Raw genomic sequence first — 19,422 nt, 5'->3', positions numbered from 1 at the left:
TGGTTAGATAACAAATGGGTATAACAGCAGTCAAAATCATAGTTAATGGCATCGTTCAAGGTGTGGGCTTTAGACCATTTGTTTATACTTTGGCTGTGAAAAATGGCTTATCTGGCAGTGTGCAAAATACGCTACATGGTGTTGAAATCATTCTACAAACGACACATCAGGAAGCTGAGAATTTCTGCACATTGATGAGGCAGCAATTACCTAAGCTTGCGCAAATTGAACATATCAAAATGACTGAAATCAATATTGTTAAAGCATTTGATCATTTTAGTATTTTATCCAGTAGTAAAGGGGCGTCTCAGACCAAAATTCCAGCCGATAGTGTTATTTGTGATGACTGCCTGAGTGAGCTATTTGATCCAAATAGTCGCTATTATCTTTATCCTTTCACGAGTTGCACGTATTGTGGTCCGCGCTTTAGTGTTACCGAGTCTTTACCTTATGATCGAGAAACGACGACGTTTTCCAAGTTTCCATTATGTGATGATTGCTTGCGTGTTTATCGCAATCCTTTAGATCGACGTTATCACGCACAAACAACGGCTTGTCACGCGTGTGGTCCCAAATTATCTCATGCCTTTTCTGATTTGGTGCAAACACTGAAACAAGGTGACATTTTAGCGTTGAAAACACATAGCGGTTTTAAACTGGTTGTCGATGCTAAAAATGAAGTAGCGATTACGTACTTAAGACAACGTAAAAAAAGACCATCTAAACCTTTCGCATTAATGGTATTAAATCAAGCCAGTATTGAACAATATGTGCAGTGTAATCAAGAAGAAAGTGTGCTATTAAATTCGTCGGCTCGCCCAATTCTATTGTTAGAAAAGAAAACAACGGCTCAGTTGCCTAAATCGCTCGCACCTGATCTTAATGAGCTAGGTGTGATGTTACCTAATTCTGCTGGTGATTATTTGCTTTTTTATTATCTCTTAGGTCAACCGAAAGATCGTGATTGGTTGCACCAAGCAAATGATCTATTACTGGTGGTAACAAGTGCTAACTTATCTGGTGGCAGTATTATTGCGGATAATCATCAAGCTTATCAGTTGCTTGCACCCATTGCCGATATGATTGTGAGTGATGATAGACAAATTGCGATGCAAAGTGACGATAGCGTAATGCGCGTGGTTTTAGATAAATCAATGATGATCCGTCGCGCGCGTGGGTTTGTGCCATTAACAATTAAGCTCAATCGTGAATTACCTTGTGTCTTTGCAACGGGTGCTCTGTTGAAAAACACCTTTTGTTTTATCAACCACAATGAAGCATATCTCTCACAATATATTGGTGATATGGATAGCGTCGATAGTATTGAGTACTTTGAAAAAGCGTTTCGTCACTATCAACATTTATTTGGTGTGAGATTCAATGCCGTGGCGTGTGACTTGCATCCGGACTTCTATACGACTGAGTTTGCTGAGTGCTTAAATTTACCACTTATTCGCGTGCAACATCATGAGGCGCATATTGCTGCAGCCGTAGCGGAGTATGCACCAGAAGCTCCGGTATTAGCGATTGTACTTGATGGTTTTGGTTTGGGTGATGATGGTATGGCGCGAGGTGGCGAGCTTTATCATTGTGATATTGAAGCACTTAAGTTTACACGCGTATCAGCACTTCAATCGATGCCCTATTTAGGTGGTGATCGGGTGCAAAAAGAGCCATGGCGTATGGCGCTTAGTTTGTGTGTTGACTTGGAGTTCAAAGTGCCAAAGCATCTATTAGCAAATGAAAAAGCACCAAGTTTTTTACAATTACTTGAGAAAAACAAAGAAAACCTAGCATATACGACAAGTATGGGGCGTTTATTTGATGGTGTGGCAAGTTTGTTAGATGTCTGTCATTACAATAGCTTTGAAGCAGAAGCTGCAATGAAACTTGAAGCATTGGTTAACGTACCTAGGGTTGATAAAAGCTTGATTGATATAAATAATAATCAACTGGATGTATCACAATTAGTCGCGAGAATAATTGCTATGCCAAAAGATAAAGGCAGTGAGCTATTTCATGGGACATTGGCTTATGCTTTAGCCTTATGGGCGCATGGTCATGCAGTCAACAAAGGTATTACTCAAGTGATATTAACAGGTGGTTGTTTTCAAAACAAAGTGCTGTTGACTCAAGTTGTGCAGTATTTAGAAACGTTTGGCTTAGAGGCGGTTGTGCCACAAAAAATCCCAGTCAATGATGGCGGGGTTAGTTTAGGGCAAGCATGGCTTGCGGCGAATAAATTAAACAAGGAGAAAAGGCATGTGCTTAGCAATTCCTGCACAGATTATAGCGCTTAATGGCGATGACCAAGCGCTGGTTAATATCGGTGGTGTGCGCAAAGAGATTTCCTTGGCATTATTAAAAGATCAGGTTGTTATCAATGACTATGTGATCGTTCATGTTGGCTTTGCGCTTAGTAAACTAGATGAATCACAAGCCAAACAAACGTTAAAAGATTTTGCTGAAATGCTGCAACAAGATCGAGGTGAGCTATGAACTATATTGAGGTTTTTCGCGATCCAAAAGTTGCCAAAGGACTTATTACTGAGATTAACAATAGCGTGCAAAGTGGGCGAAAATATCACTTGATGGAGTTTTGCGGCGGGCACACGCATGCGATTCATCGTTATGGTATCACAGGGCTATTGCCAGCTGAGATTAAGATGATTCACGGTCCTGGATGTCCTGTATGTGTGCTACCGGTTGCGCGTGTTGATCAGGCGATTTTTCTTTCCTTACAGCCGAGTGTGATTTTTTGCAGCTATGCTGATATGTTGCGAGTGCCTGGCACAAACCAAGATAGTCTACTCAAAGCCAAAGCGCGCGGTGCAGATGTGCGCATGATCTATTCAAGTGAAGATGCGTTAAAGTTGGCTAAAGAGAACCCAGATAAGAAAGTGATCTTTTTTGCCATTGGCTTTGAGACAACAACACCACCGACAGCCGTAGTATTAGATAAAGCATTAAAGTTAGGCTTGAATAACTTCTTTGTATTTTGTAATCATGTGCTAACACCGATTGCGATGGAAGCTATCTTATCCGATGAAGTCAAAATTGATGGCTTTGTCGGCCCTTCACATGTCAGTATTGTTATTGGCAGTGATGCGTATCATGATGTGGCAACGCGCTTTGCCAAACCTGTGGTGATTGCGGGATTTGAACCTTTAGATGTATTGCAATCTATTGTGATGTTGATCCAGATGATTAATCGTGATGAGGTGGGTGTCAAAAACCAATACACACGTGCGGTGACGCCTCAGGGAAACACCTTTGCACAGCAATTAGTCGCTGAGTATTTAGAATTACGAGAGACCTTTGAGTGGCGTGGATTAGGATTCATCCCAAAAAGCGCGCTAAAGATTAAAGATAAATATGCACAGTTTGATGCTGAGGTGGTCTTTGATATACCAATCATCAAAGGGCAAGAGCATAAGGCGTGTGCATGCCCTGATATTTTACGAGGGGTCAAAGAGCCTAAAGACTGCAAGCTCTTTGGTATTGCCTGCACACCTGAGCAACCGATGGGAGCATGTATGGTTTCCTCTGAAGGGGCATGTGCGGCACATTATCAATACCAAGGAGTGTTGGCATGAGTATTAAATTAAACTTTAAATCAGGTGTGGTGGATCTTGCGATGGGTGCCGGTGGCAAAGCGATGAATCGTTTGATTGATCAGTTGATGAAGAAAGCCTTTGATAATGAGTATTTATCTCAAGGCGAGGATCAAGCGACGTTACCAAATCTCAATGGTAAAATTGCGATGACAACCGATAGTTATGTGATTACGCCGTACTTTTTCCCAGGTGGCAATATTGGCAGTTTAGCTGTTTATGGTACGGTGAATGATCTGGCAGTTGGTGGTGTGAAGCCGCTTTTTCTCTCTGTCGGCTTTATTTTAGAAGAAGGGTTACCACTGAGTGATTTAAAAGCGATTGTTGAGTCAATGGCTGACGCAGCCAAAGCATCTCATGTCCAATTAGTAACAGGTGATACCAAGGTGGTTGAGAAAGGCAAAGGCGATGGTATTTTTATCAACACAACAGGGATAGGTGTTGTTATGGATGACTTTGTCACTCATGAGCCATTAGCAATGGGTGATTGCATCATTATCAACGGGGCGATTGCCGAGCATGGTGTTGCTGTGATGTCAAAGCGCGAGGGTTTAAGCTTTGACTGTGATGTCAAAAGTGATGCTATTAATCTAAATCATTTGCTTGAAAGACTACATCAATCAGGTTGTCGTATTAAAACAATGCGTGATCCGACGCGAGGCGGTGTTGCTGCGACTTTAAATGAATGGGCGAGCCAACATCAAGTAGGTATTAGTATTGATGAATCTGCACTTGTCGTTAGTGAAGAAGTGCGCTCTGCTTGCGAGTTACTGGGTTTGGATCCACTTTTTATTGCAAATGAAGGCAAGGTTTTAATTGTTTGTGATGAAAGCGAAGTTGAAAAGGTATTAACGTGTTTACAGCAAGATGAGTTGGGCAAAAATGCCAGTGTGATTGCTAAGGTTGATAAAGTAGGCAATGCATCGGTCAATATGCAAACAAGCTTTGGTGGGCTTAGACGCGTCGATTGGCTAAGTGGTGAACAACTACCAAGAATTTGCTAAGCATAAGGAGGAATAATGAGTCAGTTTTATTTTTTAGCGCATCAGCGTCTAGATGATTTAATTAGCGCCTTAAAGGCACAGGGTTTTGAGGTAAAAGCACCAATCGTTGATGATCAGGCGATTGTGTATGATGATATTGAAAAAGCAGCTGAATTGCCATGGGGCTACGTTGATGAGCAGAAACCTGCGCATTATCACGTCAAAAAAACCAATGAAAACAAAGCTTTTGCATGGAGTCTGCCAGTTCAATCGGTAAAACCGATGCTATTTAAAGAGAAAGAAGTATTATGGCAAGTCAAGCGTGATGACAGCGGTAAATTGACGTTTGAGCAAGCGTTAAATAAACAAAAATATGCTGTTTTAGGTGTCAGACCTTGTGATTTGCGCGCGATTGAAATTCAAGATCGTGTGTTTATCGAAAATGCCTATCAAGATGTGCGTTATAAGGCGAGACGTGAAGCGATGTTTATCATTGCAGCTAATTGTACCAGTTGTCATAGTAATTGCTTTTGTATTAGTCTAGGTGATAGCCCATATGCTGATAAAGGCTTTGAGTGGGCAATGACGGAAATCAATGGTGGTTTTGTTATTGAATCAGGTAGCGACAAAGGTAGAGCGCTTATTGAGCAGCTGCAATTAAATCCAGCTACTGGTGCGCAAACCTATGAAGCGGAACAAAGAGTCAAAGCGGTATATGCAATGCAAGAGAAAAGCATCCCGCCCTTAACAACGGTTGAAAAGGCGCTATTTGCCAACTTAGATCATCCGCAATGGGATGATGTTGCTAAACGCTGTTTATCGTGTGGTAGTTGCACACAATCTTGTCCGACATGCTTTTGTCATACCGAGAAAGAAGAGCCTGATTTGGAAGGGCAAATAAGTACGCATTTACGCGAATGGGATTCATGCTTTGGTTTAGATCATAGTTACACGCATGGTGAGTTATATCGTCAAGAACCTAAACATCGATATCGTCAATGGATAACACATAAATTCTCCACTTGGCGCGAGCAGTTTAGAACCAAGGGCTGTGTTGGTTGCGGGCGCTGTATTACGTGGTGTCCTGTGAGTATTGATGTTACGGATGAAATAAACATTATCTGTCAAAAGAAGCAGAATAAGCAGGAAAAGCAGGAGAAAAAAGCATGATTTACCCACAAGATGCTTATTTGCCACACGAGGCTGAGATTATTGACTTTATTGATGATGCACCAGATATTTTTACCTTACGTTTACGTTTATGTGATGCGGATTTACGCCAGAAATATAGCTTCAAACCTGGACAGTTTAATATGATTTATCTTTATGGTGTGGGTGAAGTGGCAATCTCGATTGTTAATGATCGCGAGTTTAATCATGATGTTTTTGAACATACCATTCAAGTCGTTGGACGTGTGACACAAGGTATGCATCAACTAAAAAAAGGTCAAAAGGTTGGTATTCGTGGACCTTTTGGCAGCAGCTGGCCAGTGGATGAAGCGCAAGGCAAGGATGTTGTGATTATGACCGGTGGGTTGGGTAACGCACCATTGGTTGCCGCAACTGAAATGATGCTAAAAAATCGCGAAGCATATGGACGGATTTATGTAGTGCAAGGTGTGCGTCACAGTGAAGGACTCATTTATCAGGATAAATACACGCGTTGGAATGCTATCCCAAATACACAGGTGATTGTAACGGCAACTGAGGGCGAGCCATTTGGTCCATGGCAATGGTATAAAGGTTTTGTCACCGAAGCGGTTAAAGATCTTAAGCTAGATTATCAAAATACTTATGTGATGAGTGTTGGTCCTGAGATTATGATGAAAAATGTCGCACGTAGCTTTATTGATATTGGGGTGCCAGAGCATCATGTGTTTGTCTCATTGGAGCGCAGCATGAAGTGTGCGATTGGGCATTGTGGGCATTGCCAGATGGGCAAAGAGTTTATCTGCAAAGATGGTGCCGTTTATGCCTATCCGCAAGTTGAAAAACTGTTGTCAATCAAGGGGGTGTAAAATGTCGAATGAGAGTAAATTAAAAGATCTAAGTAACAAACCCACACTTGCTGTGCATAAGTTTAGCTCATGTGATGGTTGTCAACTGGCATTTATTAATGATGGCATTCGCCTGCTGAAATTATCACAATTGGTTGAGATCAAACACTTTGCTGAGGCAGGTCCTGTTGACGAAGATGCCAAGGTGGATATTGCGATTATTGAGGGCAGTATTAATACCAAACATGATGTAGGGCGCATTCAAAAGATTCGTGAAAATAGTAAATATCTTATTACGATGGGCGCATGTGCGACAACAGGTGGCATTCAAGCTTTAAGAAATAATGTTACCCGCCAACAGTTTGAAGGTTGGATGAAAGATGTCTACCCGCAACACACCGATGTGATTGACAAAATGGAATTAGATACCGCAAAACCGATTGAGGATTATGTCAGCGTTGATTTTGAAATCAGGGGATGCCCGGTAAGCTCTGATCAGATGTATCATGCGGTGCGTCAATTGTTATTTAAAGTGGAGCCAGAAAAGGTGGTAGAACCTGTCTGCACATCGTGTAAACATCGTGGAATCACCTGTGTGATGGTTGCACGTAATGAACCGTGCTTGGGTCCTGTGACGGCTAATGGCTGTGATGCACTTTGTCCGCATATTAATCGCGGATGTTATGGCTGTTATGGTGCGGCAAAATATGCCAATTTTGATGCGATGACGGCAAAGCTAAAATCAATGGGGCTAACCGATGAAGAGATTGCACATAAATATCATTTTATCAATAATCAGCAACAAGGTTTCAAGCAGGCTGGAGATAACGCATGAGTAATCAAATCAATACGGCAAATAATGTCAAAACAACGAAAATAGAAGTGCCTATTTTAGCGCGTGTCGAAGGTGAAGGTGCGCTTGATTTAGAGATTAATAACAATGAAATCACCAAATGTCATGTGCGTATTTATGAGCCACCACGTTATTTTGAGAAGTTCTTAGAAGGACGTCAGCCGAATGAAATCATTGATGCGGTAGCACGCATTTGTGGTATTTGCCCGATGGCGTATCAAATGAGTGTGGTGACCTTGATGGAAAAAGCTTTTGAGGTAGAGGTGACCCCTTGGGTGCATGAGATGCGACGCGTGATGTATCTTGGTGAATGGATGGAGTCGCATTATTTGCATACGCATATTTTAGCTGCTCCTGATTTTTTGAAGTATCACTCAGCGATTGAAATGGCAAAAGACTTCCCTAATGAAGTCAAGCGAGGTGTCAGATTACAGCATTTGGGTAATGATATTTTGTCATTATTTGGTGGCAGATCGGTGCATCCTGGTGCGATTAAAGTGGGTGGATTCTATCGAGCACCTAAGCCTAAAGAAATCAAAGCACTTATCCCACGACTACAAGAAGCGCTAAAAGATGCCAAAGATGTTGTGATGTGGTTTGCCCAATTACCTTATCCTGATGTCTGCTTTGATGAAGTATTACAAGTGGCATTAACCGATGTCAGTGGACAGTATCCAGTAATTGCTGAACATGTCGTAACCAACAGAGGTGAGTGTTTTCCAATCGAAGAATGGGATGAGCATTTCTATGAGTTTCATGCGCCACAATCAACGGCACTTCATTCAACACGCGATGGACAACCCTATTTAACAACACCATTAACACGTTTGAATTTGAATTTTGATAAACTACCCAAAGAGGTTCAAGCGCTTGCTAATAGTACGGGCATTTCGTTTCCAAGTAATAATATTTTTCATAGTATTTTGGCGCGATCGATCGAATGCTATTACGCGATTGGTGAGATACTGCGTATATTTGAAGCGTATGAATATCCTGATAAACCTTATGTTGATGTGAGCTTTAAGGCAGGCAAGGCGTGGGGTGCGACAGAGGCACCTCGTGGAATTCAGATTGACTACTTTGAGTTTGATGACAAAGGATGTGCGACAAAAATCCGTATTACACCGCCAACTGCGCAAAACTTAGCTTGTATGGAGGCGGATCTTAAGCAGTCATTAACCAAGTTTGGCTTGGATAAATCAGACGATGAGTTAAGACAGCATGCCGAAATGGTGATTCGCAATTACGATCCATGTATCTCGTGTTCGGCTCACTTTCTGACATTAAATATCAAACGCGCATGAGGTCGTTATGCATAGAAGGTTCTTTCGTGGATTTATTTTTATTAGCTTGCTGATATGGCTTATTTTTAGCGTTGCCTTTTATCAGCATTTAAGTCTTTTAGGCATCGTGTTTGTTGCTTTTATGTTAGGACTTAGGCATGGCTTTGATGTCGATCATATTGTCGCCATTGATAATGTTACACGTCAATTAGCACAAAAAGGCAAACCCAGTGTGACAACTGGCTTGTTCTTTGCACTGGGGCATTCTAGTGTTGTGTTTTTGCTGACTTTGCTGGTTATTTTAGGGATAAGCCTAAGTAAGGCGGAGAGCCTTGGTATCATTGGTATTGGTGCTGTGATTGGATCGGTTGTATCAATTGCCTTTTTGTGGCTTACAGGAGGTATGAATGTATTATCACTGTATAAGCTCATTAAACATCAACAAAACACACATACACATTCACCCTTAACACGTTGGGTTAAGCCTTTGTTTAAAATGGTTGATAAGCCTTATAAGATGTATCCAGTTGGCTTTTTATTTGGTCTTGGCTTTGATACAGCGACTGAAATTGCACTTTTAGGATTAGCAGCAACGGCATCATTAAGTGGTGAATCAATCTGGCTTATTTTGGCATTGCCAATTGCTTTTGCACTTGGCATGACGTGGGTTGATTCATTAGATGCATTACTAATGACAAAGCTCATCAATACTCAAAAAATAAATGAGCAGAGCTTTCGTCGCTACAATATTGCGATATTACTGATCGTGATCAGTGCATCGTTTATTGTCGGATTTATTCAGTTATTTGGGTTGTTTGATCTTGATATCTATGGCGCTATTGGTTTTGTCAGTGATCACTCACCGTGGTTTGGTGGCGGTTTAGTGTTGTTGCTACTAGCTGTTTTTTTAGTGATGGTATTAAAAAAACGATCAGTGTTAAAATTAAGTTGATTATCCGAGTTACCTAAACCAAGAGTGCCAAAATGATTAGTCAGCAGTATATTTTGCAGGTGAGGCTTTCAAATCCTTGGCAATCCTTTAATATACTTCCATCAATTAAGTTGTTGTGAGGTTATTATGGCATTTTCATGTTTTTATAAAACAATCAAAAAAGAAGCAGTAGAATTAATTGTTGTCCCTGTTGGGCAATATCAAGATTGGTTGTTACAGCAAGAACCATCAAAGCAAAATACGCTTAAAGCGCAAAGCTTTAAAGCAATATCGGGTAAGAGTGCTTTATTTTTTAATAGTGATGGCGAGTTATCTGCAGCATTAGTCGTTGTTGATGCTAAAGATATGTGGTCAATGGCAAGCTTATGCCAGTCATTGCCGCATGGTGATTATCAGATTGTGGACCCTTTTGATGTCGTCGATTCTGAGCTTTTCTATTTGGCATTTGGTTTAGGCTGTTATCAGTTTCTAACGTATAAGTCAGACAAAAAGACTAATACCATTAAATTATATTTACCCAAAAAATTTGCTGAGGTTGAAAAAACTTTGCGCGCGATATATCTAGTGCGCGATATGATCAATACACCGGCTGAAGATATGGGTCCTGAAGAGATTGCACGACAAACTCAGAAATTAGCGCAAACCTTCTCTGCGACTTTTTCAGAAATCGTGGGTGATGACCTATTAGCAAAAGGCTATCGCGGTATTCATGCGGTGGGACGTGCGAGTGTCAGAGCACCCAGACGCATTCGCCTAGATTGGGGTAATGAAGCGCACCCGCATATTGTGCTTGTTGGTAAAGGTGTGGTTTTTGATACCGGTGGCTTGGATATTAAACCTGCTAGTGGCATGCTCTTGATGCATAAGGATATGGGGGGATCGGCACAAGTCTTGGGATTAGCGCGCTTGATTATGGATACACAATTGCCAGTGCGTTTAACCGTACTTATTTCAGCGGTTGAAAATGCGATTTCAGGCAATGCCTATCGCCCAAGTGATGTGATTGAAATGTATAATGGTACAACGGTTGAGGTGACCAATACCGATGCGGAAGGGCGGATTGTATTAGCTGATATTTTAACTGAAGCAACCCGTGAGAAACCAAATCTTGTGATGGATTTTGCGACATTAACGGGAGCAGCGCGCATTGCCGTTGGTACTGAGATGTCAGCATTTTTTGCCAATGATGAGGAGTGGGCGCATAAGCTAAGCCTAGCAGCAGAGAAAGTGCAAGACCCAGTGTGGCGTATGCCGCTATATGCTTCTTATCGCAAGCTCCTTGATAGTCAGGTTGCAGATATTAAAAACTCTGCTTCTGTGCCATATGCTGGCAGTATTAGTGCAGCATTGTTTTTACAAAGCTTTATTGAACATAATACACCATGGCTTCATTTTGATTTGATGGCATGGAATATCTCGAATATGCCAGGACGAATGATTGGTGGTGAGGCAATGGGTATTCGTGCGGCATATGAGATGCTTAAAACACACCTAGGTGTCTGACGATTAGCAAATAACCTTGATAAAATACCATAGTCTAAAAAGTCAACTATACTTGTTGCAGGATGATGCAATGAGGAAAGCTTATGGTAGTAATTGCAAACACAATGGTTGAATCGTTTTATAATCTGATCGGTGAGGCGCAAAAAGTTGTTGGCATTGAACTGGATGTCGAGATTGAGGCTTTTGTTGTTTATGCTCTGCTAAGAAATGTCAAATATACTGAGCTTAAAGATATGACCTTTGCGCAAAGCCTATTAACTGGCATCTCACATAAAAATACCGATGAGCTTGAAAAAGTGCTGGATTGTTCTTTAATCTACGCCGGATGGTATCCAAAGCGAGCACAAAAATTAGGTTTATCACCATCTTATTTTAGTGATATTGGTAAAACAGCGAGCCTAGAGCTTGCTTATTATTATCGAATACTGAAATCTTCTTATCAGAAAACCTATGCTAAAATCTCCGAGGAATTTGACAAGCTTGTGATGTTGTTGCAATCATTTTTAAGTGCGCAAGAAGTTCAAAAAATTTATACACAAGGATTTTTCCCAGTTAATCACAAAAATAGTTAGGAACTCTTTCAAATAACCAGTACATTATACTTTCTAACGATTGGTTGGTATGAAGTGATTAGTATGGAGCACATCTCGTTTTTATCTGGTGCTTTTGTTTTTGTAATGATTTTTTTCGCGGGTTTTGTTGATTGTATTGCCGGAGGTGGTGGCATGATCACTATCCCAACGTATTTAAGCGTTGGTGTGCCACCGCATTTGGTATTGGGTACCAATAAAATGGTCATGTCGATGGGTACACTTTCTGCCGTTATCCGTTTGTTGTGTTCGGTAAAGGTTTATTGGCGTACGATTATCTTAGGTATTGTACTGGCATTTATCGGCTCTTTATTGGGTGCGAAGCTGATTAGTCATCTGGTGAGTTATCAGCTGATGACAACCTTGTTGCTTATTATTATTCCGACGATTTTAATTATTGGTGCATTTAAAAACTACCGTTCCGAAAGTAACTACACGTTGACACCAAAATTTTATCTGCATTTGGGTTTGGTATGTTTTATTGTTGGCGCCTATGATGGCTTTTTTGGTCCGGGCACTGGAACCTTTTTGTTCTTAGGCTTTATGTATATTTTGTCGATGTCAGCCAAAGAGTCCGTGACGAATGCCAAAATTGTTAATTTATCGGCGAACTTTGGTGCTTTAATTTACTTTTTATGGACGGGCAATATTGACTGGTACATCGTGATGATCGCTTTGCCTGCGGCAATGATGGGCTATTTGTTGGGCGCGCAGTTTGTGCTTAAGGCGAATGTTAAGTGGCTTAAGAAGATTGTTATGCTCGTGCTTTTGGGACTGATGATTAAGTTGTTATTTTTTTAATTTTTTTAATCAGTATAAATCCAAATGTTTTGCTTCTTAGTGACTAGACATATTTGTTTGCTGTGATAGTATCTTGCTGTATACATAGCGATAATTGATCGCATGATTTTATTACAAAGCAGCGAAGGCTAGACTGTGAAAAGGAATCAGTACGATAGGTTTTATCTGATTTAATCGATGAGATAAACGTGCTAATAACAAGATAAAGGAAGGTTGAAACAATGCAAAGTGAACTTCAATTATTATCGCAGTTAAGCGATTTAGTCTATTCAGCAAGTGATTTTAAAAAAACGCTTATGCTTAATAATGCGGGTAAAACAAGTGATCAAGAGGTTCTCAAATTTCGTGAGAAAATTCGGGCACAACTATTAGCGATGCAAAATCAGCTTAACACCGACTATAGTAGTAAAATTGCTGAGTTTATCCTTTTTCCGATTATTACTAATGTCGATGAGAAGTTTATGTTATTGATTACTGAGCGTGAGTTGCCCTGTCATTGGGATACCTTACAAGCTGAGTTTTATGGGCGAACGGATGGCGGTGAGTTTGTTTTTGATGTATTAGATGAAGTGCTATCAAATAAAATATATCCCAAAATCAGCTATGAAGTGCTTCTTATGGTATTGCAAGATGACTTTTTAGGGAAATATTATCACAATCCAAATCATGCCGAGCGCCACCAGTATATTTCACGCGTCAAATCGATATTAAAGGACTTTAATCAAAATACCAATATAAACGAAGAGGTTGTTGCCACAACAACGTCACGTCAACAGATGCCCAATAGTCGTAAAGCGCAGAATATCGTCTGGGGTGTTGTTGCAATATGTATTTTGGTGCCGCTTGGCATTTACTTTTTTGCGTAATAAGGAAAACAAGGAGGAGTGACATGCAGTTAGCATTCTTAAGCGAGATTGAAGATATTGTGCAGCTTAAACGCTTAAATCCGATGTTGATGAGTGGCATTGTGCATCAATATCAAGAAGGAAAATATGAAGCAGTTATCGAGGCAATTAGCCAGTATGTTGAAGAAACCAAAAGCATAGATGTCTATATTCTTTTTATGGGGTATGCCGCAGATTTGTTTTTGAGCGCAAAATCTTTGGCAGATATTAACACAAGTATTAAGTCTTATGATCAGCAATTAAATATACTATCGGGGCGTTTATCTCCTTTAGAGCGTTTTGATACCACGTTACTTAGTGGTATTGACATCTTTGTACAAATGCTGGATATGAAAATAACCGCTGAAATTAAGCAGGTTAAGGTCTTTGATGTCGATGCGTTGGTTGAGTCCTATGAATTATTATTAGATACCGTGCAAAGCCTAACCTCAATACAACTGGAGTTAGACTCACGTAAGTCGGTATTAACAACGAACAAAACGATCAAAGAGCTTAAGTTTGCGATTAAGCGGCTACTTGATAAAGAGCAGCAAAATGAATCTTCAACGACTGGCGTTGATGAGGCAAGCGAACCTGTGACAAAACAAGTCCCACAAAAGGAAACTAAAAACCGTTATATTGATGAGTTTGCTTCAGTCAAATGGTATAAGTTCGTCAAAAAAGTACTGATTTTACAAAGCATGATCAATGCAAAACGCTTTTTTGAGGCGGCAATCGTTTATGAAGATATGCAAAAAGAGCTGACACATTTTGACCCAAAAGATTATTTTCCAGGACTCTTTTTCCCGCTATATAAAAATCTAGCACCCAATGCACGAACGATTTATAAGCATATTGAGCAGAACTCTAATTCATTGGAGTGGCATATTGCCAAGAAGCTCTATCAAAGTGATCCAATGCGTTTTTTACGTGATTTACCTAATATGGCAGAGAATAATTATCATGATGAGCAGTTTCATCAAGGCGATTATGCCGAACCTATGCAAAATGAAGGGCGTAAGTTGATGGAAGATGTCAGTATGTTATCAGAAAGTGAAGATATTCGCTTTAAAGAAGACATTATCGATGATCAAGAAGAGTCGCTCATTGATGATAATGAAATCGATCATTTACTGGAGGAAATTGAAGGTGTTTGGGATCAAGCAGGTTTGTCGAAAGAATAAAGAAGAAAGTTTAATTCAAGCATTACCACTCAACAATGCTTAAGGTATCAGGGACATCGGCAATTTTAGCTGCAATGGTTTCTTTATCTAAAAGCCCTGTTTTAGCATCATGGTATTGAATCACTGAAGCACTATTAATCAGGCCATAGCAAATCGCAGTGCGCACATTCTCACCAGCATATATCGCACCACAAAAGCTTGAACCAAAAGCGTCTCCTGCCCCTAGTGTATTGACAACGTTATCAATCTTAAGTGCTGGATGAAAGTACATTTTCTTCTCGGTTGCAACATAAACCCCTTCGCTGCCATCGGTAACGACAACGATGCGTGGTCCTAAGCTCAATGCTTTTTGAAAGAAGGCTTTTAATGAGAAAAAACTATCTTGATAAACAGGTTGAGCCTGCAGTAGGTTCTGGTGATGATCCATTGCTGTTTCATCCGTTGGGTTATCTTCGCAGCTTAACAAAGAGCTCATGAGCTTTTGTGCTTCCTGGTAGTTCATGATCAAGATATCAATACCGCTTAAGGCTTCTAAAATAAAGCTACTACCAACTTCAAGTTGGCTATAACCTGGGTTAATGGCAACTTTTGTATTACATACTTTGGCGAATTTGACAATTTGTGGCAGCTGTGCGGCAGATGCTTTGCTAAGGGATGTGACGTAAACAAAATCAGCTTCTTCAATTGCAGCAACTGGTAGATCTTCGGTTAATAAATCGCGATTAGCTCCGCGATAAGCAAAGATCGTGCGATCCCCCTTAAGTGATGGTACAACATAAGAGGTGGCGGTGCCATAGTGATTAGAGTAGCGCACAATCGAGGTATCAACCCCTTGCGATTTCAGCTCTTCTAGCAGTGATTTACCAATGTTGTCTTTGCCGACTTTGCCAAAAAAACGCACATTAAATCCAAGCTTTTGCAAGGAAACAGCTGCATTGGTAGCGCCACCGCCACTAAAGCATTTCTGATCGGTGACCTCGATTTTGGCGCCTTCCTCAAGTAATAAATAGGATTGCTTGGCGAATGGCTTTTGGATTTCCATGGTTTCCATTTGTTCGTATTCGATAATTGTATCTAATGTTGCACCACCGATGGTCAAAGCTTTCATATGTGGGCTTACTCCAGTATAAACATTAATGATAGGTATTGTGCCTTAATTTTTAGCAGGTGTCATGAATGTAATGATGTAGAAGTTGCTATGATTTAAATTAACCGGTATTTTTCATGCCAGCAGCAATGCCGGAAATCGATAGCATTAGTACATCTTCATAGATGGTTTCTTCTTCAGTGCTTAGATTACCTTTTGCTAGTTTGTGTAAAGTCGATGCTTGTAACAAATTCAAGGGATCAATATACGGTGTACGATAGTGGATGGCTGAGTATTTGGATGCGGCATGACCATCATCGGTTAGTGTATTTAACAAGCTATTAACCTTGATCATGCTATTGAGTCGCAAACGCAGATCCTGACCATAATTCTGTAAACTTAAAGAGAGCTCATCATCATAAAACTGAGCAATCTCGGGTGATGTTTTTAATAATGTCATATCTAAAAGATCAATTAAGTTTTTGAAAAATGGCCAGTTTTTTAACATCTCTTTGATCAATGCTTTATCTGTAGCTAATGCTGATTGTAAGGCTGACTCCATACCAAGCCAGCTAGGTAAAATCAATCGAGTCTGCGTCCAAGCAAAAATATAAGGGATTGCTCTTAAGCCTTCTAAACGTGCTGAGGGTTTGCGCTTAGCAGGGCGGCTACCAATGCAGAGTTTACCAAGCGCGCTAGCAGGTGTTGCCTGTGTGAAATATGCCATAAATGCCTCATCATGCACGACGTGGCGATAGTCTGAAGCTGATTGGTCGCTCATTTGATCCATTAGTGTTTGCCAGTTGTCATGTGCTTCTATCGGAGGTGCCAACGTGGCAGCTAAAACAGAGTTGGTATATAGAATAAAGTTCTCTAAGGCATTTTCTTTGGAGCCAAATTTTTTATGAATAACCTCACCTTGTTCTGTGACTTTGATCCAGCCATTGACCGTATGGGGTGGTAATGATAATAATGCAGATTGAATAGGGCCGCCACCGCGACCAACCGAGCCACCGCGACCATGGAAGAAACACAGTTTGATATCATGCGCTTTACCTACTTCAAGCATTTGTTGTTGGGCTTTATAAAGCTGCCAGCTTGCAGCAAGTTTCCCAGCATCTTTGGCAGAATCTGAATAGCCAATCATAACCTCTTGATTGCCTTTGGTGTGCTCTTTGTACCAGTTAAGTTGAAATAACTGCGATAGGGTTTCAGCACTTCCTTTTAAGTCATTTAATGTCTCAAATAATGGCACAACTGGTAAGTAGCCTTTAATGTGGCAGGATTTTTGCAACAAGAGAACACTTAAAACATCAGAAGGTTGCGATGCCATCGAGATAACATAGGAACCAAATTGATCACGTGGCAATTTGGCAATAGTTTGGAAAGTGTCAATTAATTCTTGTTCATCGTCATTAAAGGGACAATCATCATCAAATAATGGGCGCTTACTTTGCAGCTCTTTGATTAACCATGTGATTTTTTGTGACTCATTTAATTGCCAGTAATCGCCTAGCTCAAGATATTGATAAATGCGTGCGATCACCTCACTGTGGCGTGAAGATTCCTGACGGATATCCAGTTTCACAAGATGTAAACCAAAGGTGTGAATCTTGCGTATTAAATCTTCAAGGGTGTCTTGCGCAATTGCCGTGGCATTGTTTTGAATTAAGCTGTTATAGATAAGATAAAGTGGGTCTAGTACTTCTTCAACACTCTGGATACACGCACTTTCTAAACGAAAGCGCTTTTTGATAATACGTTGTTGATACCAGTCAATGGTGTAGCTAAGGCGATCTCGTAACTGCCTTAATAGCACGCGATAGGGTTCATGCTCGTTGCTTGTCAATGTGCTAATTTCATGATTACAGGCATTAATCGACAGCTCTTGAATCAGTTCGGTGACGTCATTCAAAATCAAGGTCATTGCTCGCCAGCGATAGAGCATAACCACTTGTTCGGTGATATTGGCAGTGACATACGGATTACCATCACGATCACCACCCATCCAACTGCCAAACTTCAGCGGTGTTTGATTAAGGCTAAGAGGTGTGAGCCCACTATCCAAAAGTGCACAATTAATCCGGCGAAAATACTGAGGTACACTGTGCCAAAAAGCTTCCTCCACTACCGCACAGCCCCATTTGGCTTCCTCAATCGGTGTTGGGCGCTTGCGACGAATCTCATCCGTAAGCCATAGATTGCTGATAATAACATGTAATTTACGATCAATATCGACTTTGTCATACGTTGTTTTGGCTTCTTTACGCCATTTAATCAACTCACTGATTTGGTTGTATTTTTGGACATTGGTGCGGCGTTTGACTTCCGTTGGATGGGCTGTTAATACCAAGGTGATTGATAACTGTTGGATAATGTCTTCAATCTCAGCGGACTTTATGCCAGCATGAGAGGCGTTAGCAATAATTTCATTTAAGCTATTTGTCGGTGTTTCAATATCGATACGATGGACGTTTTCAACAATATTAACCAGATTAAGAAAATGACCAAAGGCACGTGCAACAATAATGCTTTGTTTGGCATCAAGACTTTGGATATAGTGGTATAGCTCTTTAAAAGAGCTATCTTGATTGGTCTGAATATGAATCGCACTTTGGCGGATCTTCTCAACAATAGCTAAGCCAGCTTCGCCAGTTTGGCATTCTATGACTTTTCCTAAAATATTGCCTAATAGCTCAATATCTTCTTTGACCGTTTTTGCATAGGGTGCTTCTTTTATGGTTGTTATTGGCATGTTTCCTCCTTGTGTTGCATAACTTGCATCCTCATTATTCCTCAATCAATTATTGAAGTAAAACGTAAACTCTAGCAATTTTTGTTAACGATTTTGCATATTTCATGGGGGTGGTTAATTTACAATAACTTACATAAAAACTCTAAATAACAACATTTCAAACACTTAAGTGAATTACTATACAACAAATAAAGCGGGGGAGTGCTAGGGGCTTGATTGCACCTTACTGGATGTGTGGTGCAATTAAGTAAGTAAGCAATTATCGTTTTCGGGGTTTATGACATTTTTATAGCAACCAAAATTTGAGGTAAATATAGTATGAAAAAAATTTGTTTATGTGCGTTAATTATAGCTACTTGTGGTTCAGCAAATGCATTAGTAAATGTTGATATTAATGGTGGTTGGTCATATGTTAATAATCATGGTATCAACGGCATTTCAGCAACAGATCATGATGGTTTTGGTTGGAGTGCAAACGTTGGCATTAGCTTGCCATTGCCGTGGACTTCAATAGAGTTTGGTTATACCAACTTTTCAGCACCTGAATATCTAGGGGATAAGACAACTCTTAATTCATTTGATTTGGCTGGCGTCTTAAGAATTCCTCTAGTACTACACTTCTCGGCAATTGGTAAAATTGGTATGGGTTATACTTATATGAGCTCGAGTCAGTATACCGGATCCGAGCATAAGTTAGCACTTTATTGGGCATTAGGGCTTGGTTTTAACTTAAATGAAAACATTTATACGCAACTGATGTATCAGCAATATAGAAATAATGGAAATATACCAAATACTGGATTGGGGCGCATTCGCAATTTGTGGGTATTTTAGGAAGCCATTGCTAACCCGCCTGCATAAGCCATTCTTTCAATATCTTCCCATCGCCCAGCCTTGTAAAAAGACCGTATGAATAACATATCATTAGCGCTGTCC

17 protein-coding genes are annotated in these 19,422 nt (G+C 40.4%); 15 read left to right on the top strand and 2 right to left on the bottom strand.

Features of this window, described 5'->3' with window-relative positions:
- The first annotated feature begins 14 nt into the window (after positions 1 to 14).
- From hypF to F3D68_RS03085, 14 genes are all read left to right on the top strand, one after another.
- Complete coding sequence (gene hypF, locus F3D68_RS03150; RefSeq protein WP_151193030.1) at positions 15 to 2,300, top strand: carbamoyltransferase HypF; 2,286 nt, start codon at positions 15 to 17, stop codon at positions 2,298 to 2,300.
- Complete coding sequence (locus tag F3D68_RS03145) at positions 2,263 to 2,499, top strand: HypC/HybG/HupF family hydrogenase formation chaperone (protein WP_151193029.1); 237 nt, start codon at positions 2,263 to 2,265, stop codon at positions 2,497 to 2,499. Before hypF ends, F3D68_RS03145 begins: the two co-directional genes overlap by 38 nt.
- Positions 2,496 to 3,596: a hydrogenase formation protein HypD gene (hypD, locus tag F3D68_RS03140; RefSeq protein WP_151193028.1), complete on the top strand. Its 1,101-nt coding sequence runs from the start codon at positions 2,496 to 2,498 to the stop codon at positions 3,594 to 3,596. Before F3D68_RS03145 ends, hypD begins: the two co-directional genes overlap by 4 nt.
- Positions 3,593 to 4,618, top strand: coding sequence for a hydrogenase expression/formation protein HypE (gene hypE, locus F3D68_RS03135; protein ID WP_151193027.1), 1,026 nt, complete (start codon positions 3,593 to 3,595; stop codon positions 4,616 to 4,618). Before hypD ends, hypE begins: the two co-directional genes overlap by 4 nt.
- A 15-nt stretch (positions 4,619 to 4,633) precedes the next feature.
- The gene (locus tag F3D68_RS03130) at positions 4,634 to 5,767 is read left to right on the top strand and encodes a 4Fe-4S dicluster domain-containing protein (protein WP_151193026.1); all 1,134 of its coding nucleotides are present in this window, start codon (positions 4,634 to 4,636) and stop codon (positions 5,765 to 5,767) included.
- Positions 5,764 to 6,615, top strand: a complete 852-nt coding sequence (locus tag F3D68_RS03125) for an FAD/NAD(P)-binding protein (RefSeq protein ID WP_151193025.1) — start codon at positions 5,764 to 5,766, stop codon at positions 6,613 to 6,615. The genes F3D68_RS03130 and F3D68_RS03125 overlap by 4 nt, the downstream gene beginning before the upstream one ends.
- A gap of 1 nt (position 6,616) precedes the next feature.
- Entirely contained in the window at positions 6,617 to 7,429 is an 813-nt protein-coding gene (locus F3D68_RS03120) for a sulfhydrogenase subunit delta (RefSeq protein WP_151193024.1), read from the top strand.
- Positions 7,426 to 8,751, top strand: a complete 1,326-nt coding sequence (locus F3D68_RS03115) for a Ni/Fe hydrogenase subunit alpha (RefSeq protein ID WP_151193023.1) — start codon at positions 7,426 to 7,428, stop codon at positions 8,749 to 8,751. The genes F3D68_RS03120 and F3D68_RS03115 overlap by 4 nt, the downstream gene beginning before the upstream one ends.
- A gap of 7 nt (positions 8,752 to 8,758) precedes the next feature.
- Positions 8,759 to 9,682, top strand: a complete 924-nt coding sequence (locus F3D68_RS03110) for a HoxN/HupN/NixA family nickel/cobalt transporter (protein WP_151193022.1) — start codon at positions 8,759 to 8,761, stop codon at positions 9,680 to 9,682.
- A gap of 126 nt (positions 9,683 to 9,808) precedes the next feature.
- Positions 9,809 to 11,185: a leucyl aminopeptidase family protein gene (locus F3D68_RS03105; RefSeq protein ID WP_151193021.1), complete on the top strand. Its 1,377-nt coding sequence runs from the start codon at positions 9,809 to 9,811 to the stop codon at positions 11,183 to 11,185.
- Positions 11,186 to 11,268: 83 nt separating this feature from the next.
- Positions 11,269 to 11,757, top strand: coding sequence for a hypothetical protein (locus tag F3D68_RS03100; protein WP_151193020.1), 489 nt, complete (start codon positions 11,269 to 11,271; stop codon positions 11,755 to 11,757).
- A gap of 63 nt (positions 11,758 to 11,820) precedes the next feature.
- The gene (locus F3D68_RS03095; protein ID WP_117003789.1) at positions 11,821 to 12,576 is read left to right on the top strand and encodes a sulfite exporter TauE/SafE family protein; all 756 of its coding nucleotides are present in this window, start codon (positions 11,821 to 11,823) and stop codon (positions 12,574 to 12,576) included.
- Between the two features lie 221 nt (positions 12,577 to 12,797).
- Positions 12,798 to 13,442 carry a DotU family type IV/VI secretion system protein gene (locus F3D68_RS03090; protein ID WP_151193019.1) on the top strand — a complete coding sequence of 215 codons (645 nt, stop codon included), beginning with the start codon at positions 12,798 to 12,800 and terminating at the stop codon, positions 13,440 to 13,442.
- A 23-nt stretch (positions 13,443 to 13,465) separates the two neighbouring features.
- Positions 13,466 to 14,644: a type VI secretion system protein IglI family protein gene (locus tag F3D68_RS03085; protein WP_151193018.1), complete on the top strand. Its 1,179-nt coding sequence runs from the start codon at positions 13,466 to 13,468 to the stop codon at positions 14,642 to 14,644.
- A 22-nt stretch (positions 14,645 to 14,666) separates the two neighbouring features.
- On the opposite strand, the gene F3D68_RS03080 is transcribed toward F3D68_RS03085, so the two are convergent.
- Positions 14,667 to 15,752, bottom strand: coding sequence for a carbohydrate kinase family protein (locus F3D68_RS03080; RefSeq protein ID WP_117003786.1), 1,086 nt, complete (start codon positions 15,750 to 15,752; stop codon positions 14,667 to 14,669).
- Positions 15,753 to 15,852: 100 nt separating this feature from the next.
- Positions 15,853 to 18,486 carry a phosphoenolpyruvate carboxylase gene (gene ppc, locus F3D68_RS03075; RefSeq protein ID WP_151193017.1) on the bottom strand — a complete coding sequence of 878 codons (2,634 nt, stop codon included), beginning with the start codon at positions 18,484 to 18,486 and terminating at the stop codon, positions 15,853 to 15,855.
- Between the two features lie 318 nt (positions 18,487 to 18,804).
- On the opposite strand from ppc, the gene F3D68_RS03070 reads away from it, so the two are divergent.
- Positions 18,805 to 19,320 carry an outer membrane beta-barrel protein gene (locus F3D68_RS03070; protein WP_151193016.1) on the top strand — a complete coding sequence of 172 codons (516 nt, stop codon included), beginning with the start codon at positions 18,805 to 18,807 and terminating at the stop codon, positions 19,318 to 19,320.
- Positions 19,321 to 19,422 lie beyond the last annotated feature (102 nt).

It is taken from the genome of Cysteiniphilum sp. JM-1 (genome assembly GCF_008711525.1).
Taxonomy (GTDB): Bacteria; Pseudomonadota; Gammaproteobacteria; order Francisellales; family Francisellaceae; genus Caedibacter.
Note: the sequence above shows the minus strand (reverse complement) of the source record. Positions and strands in the feature narration are given on the sequence as shown.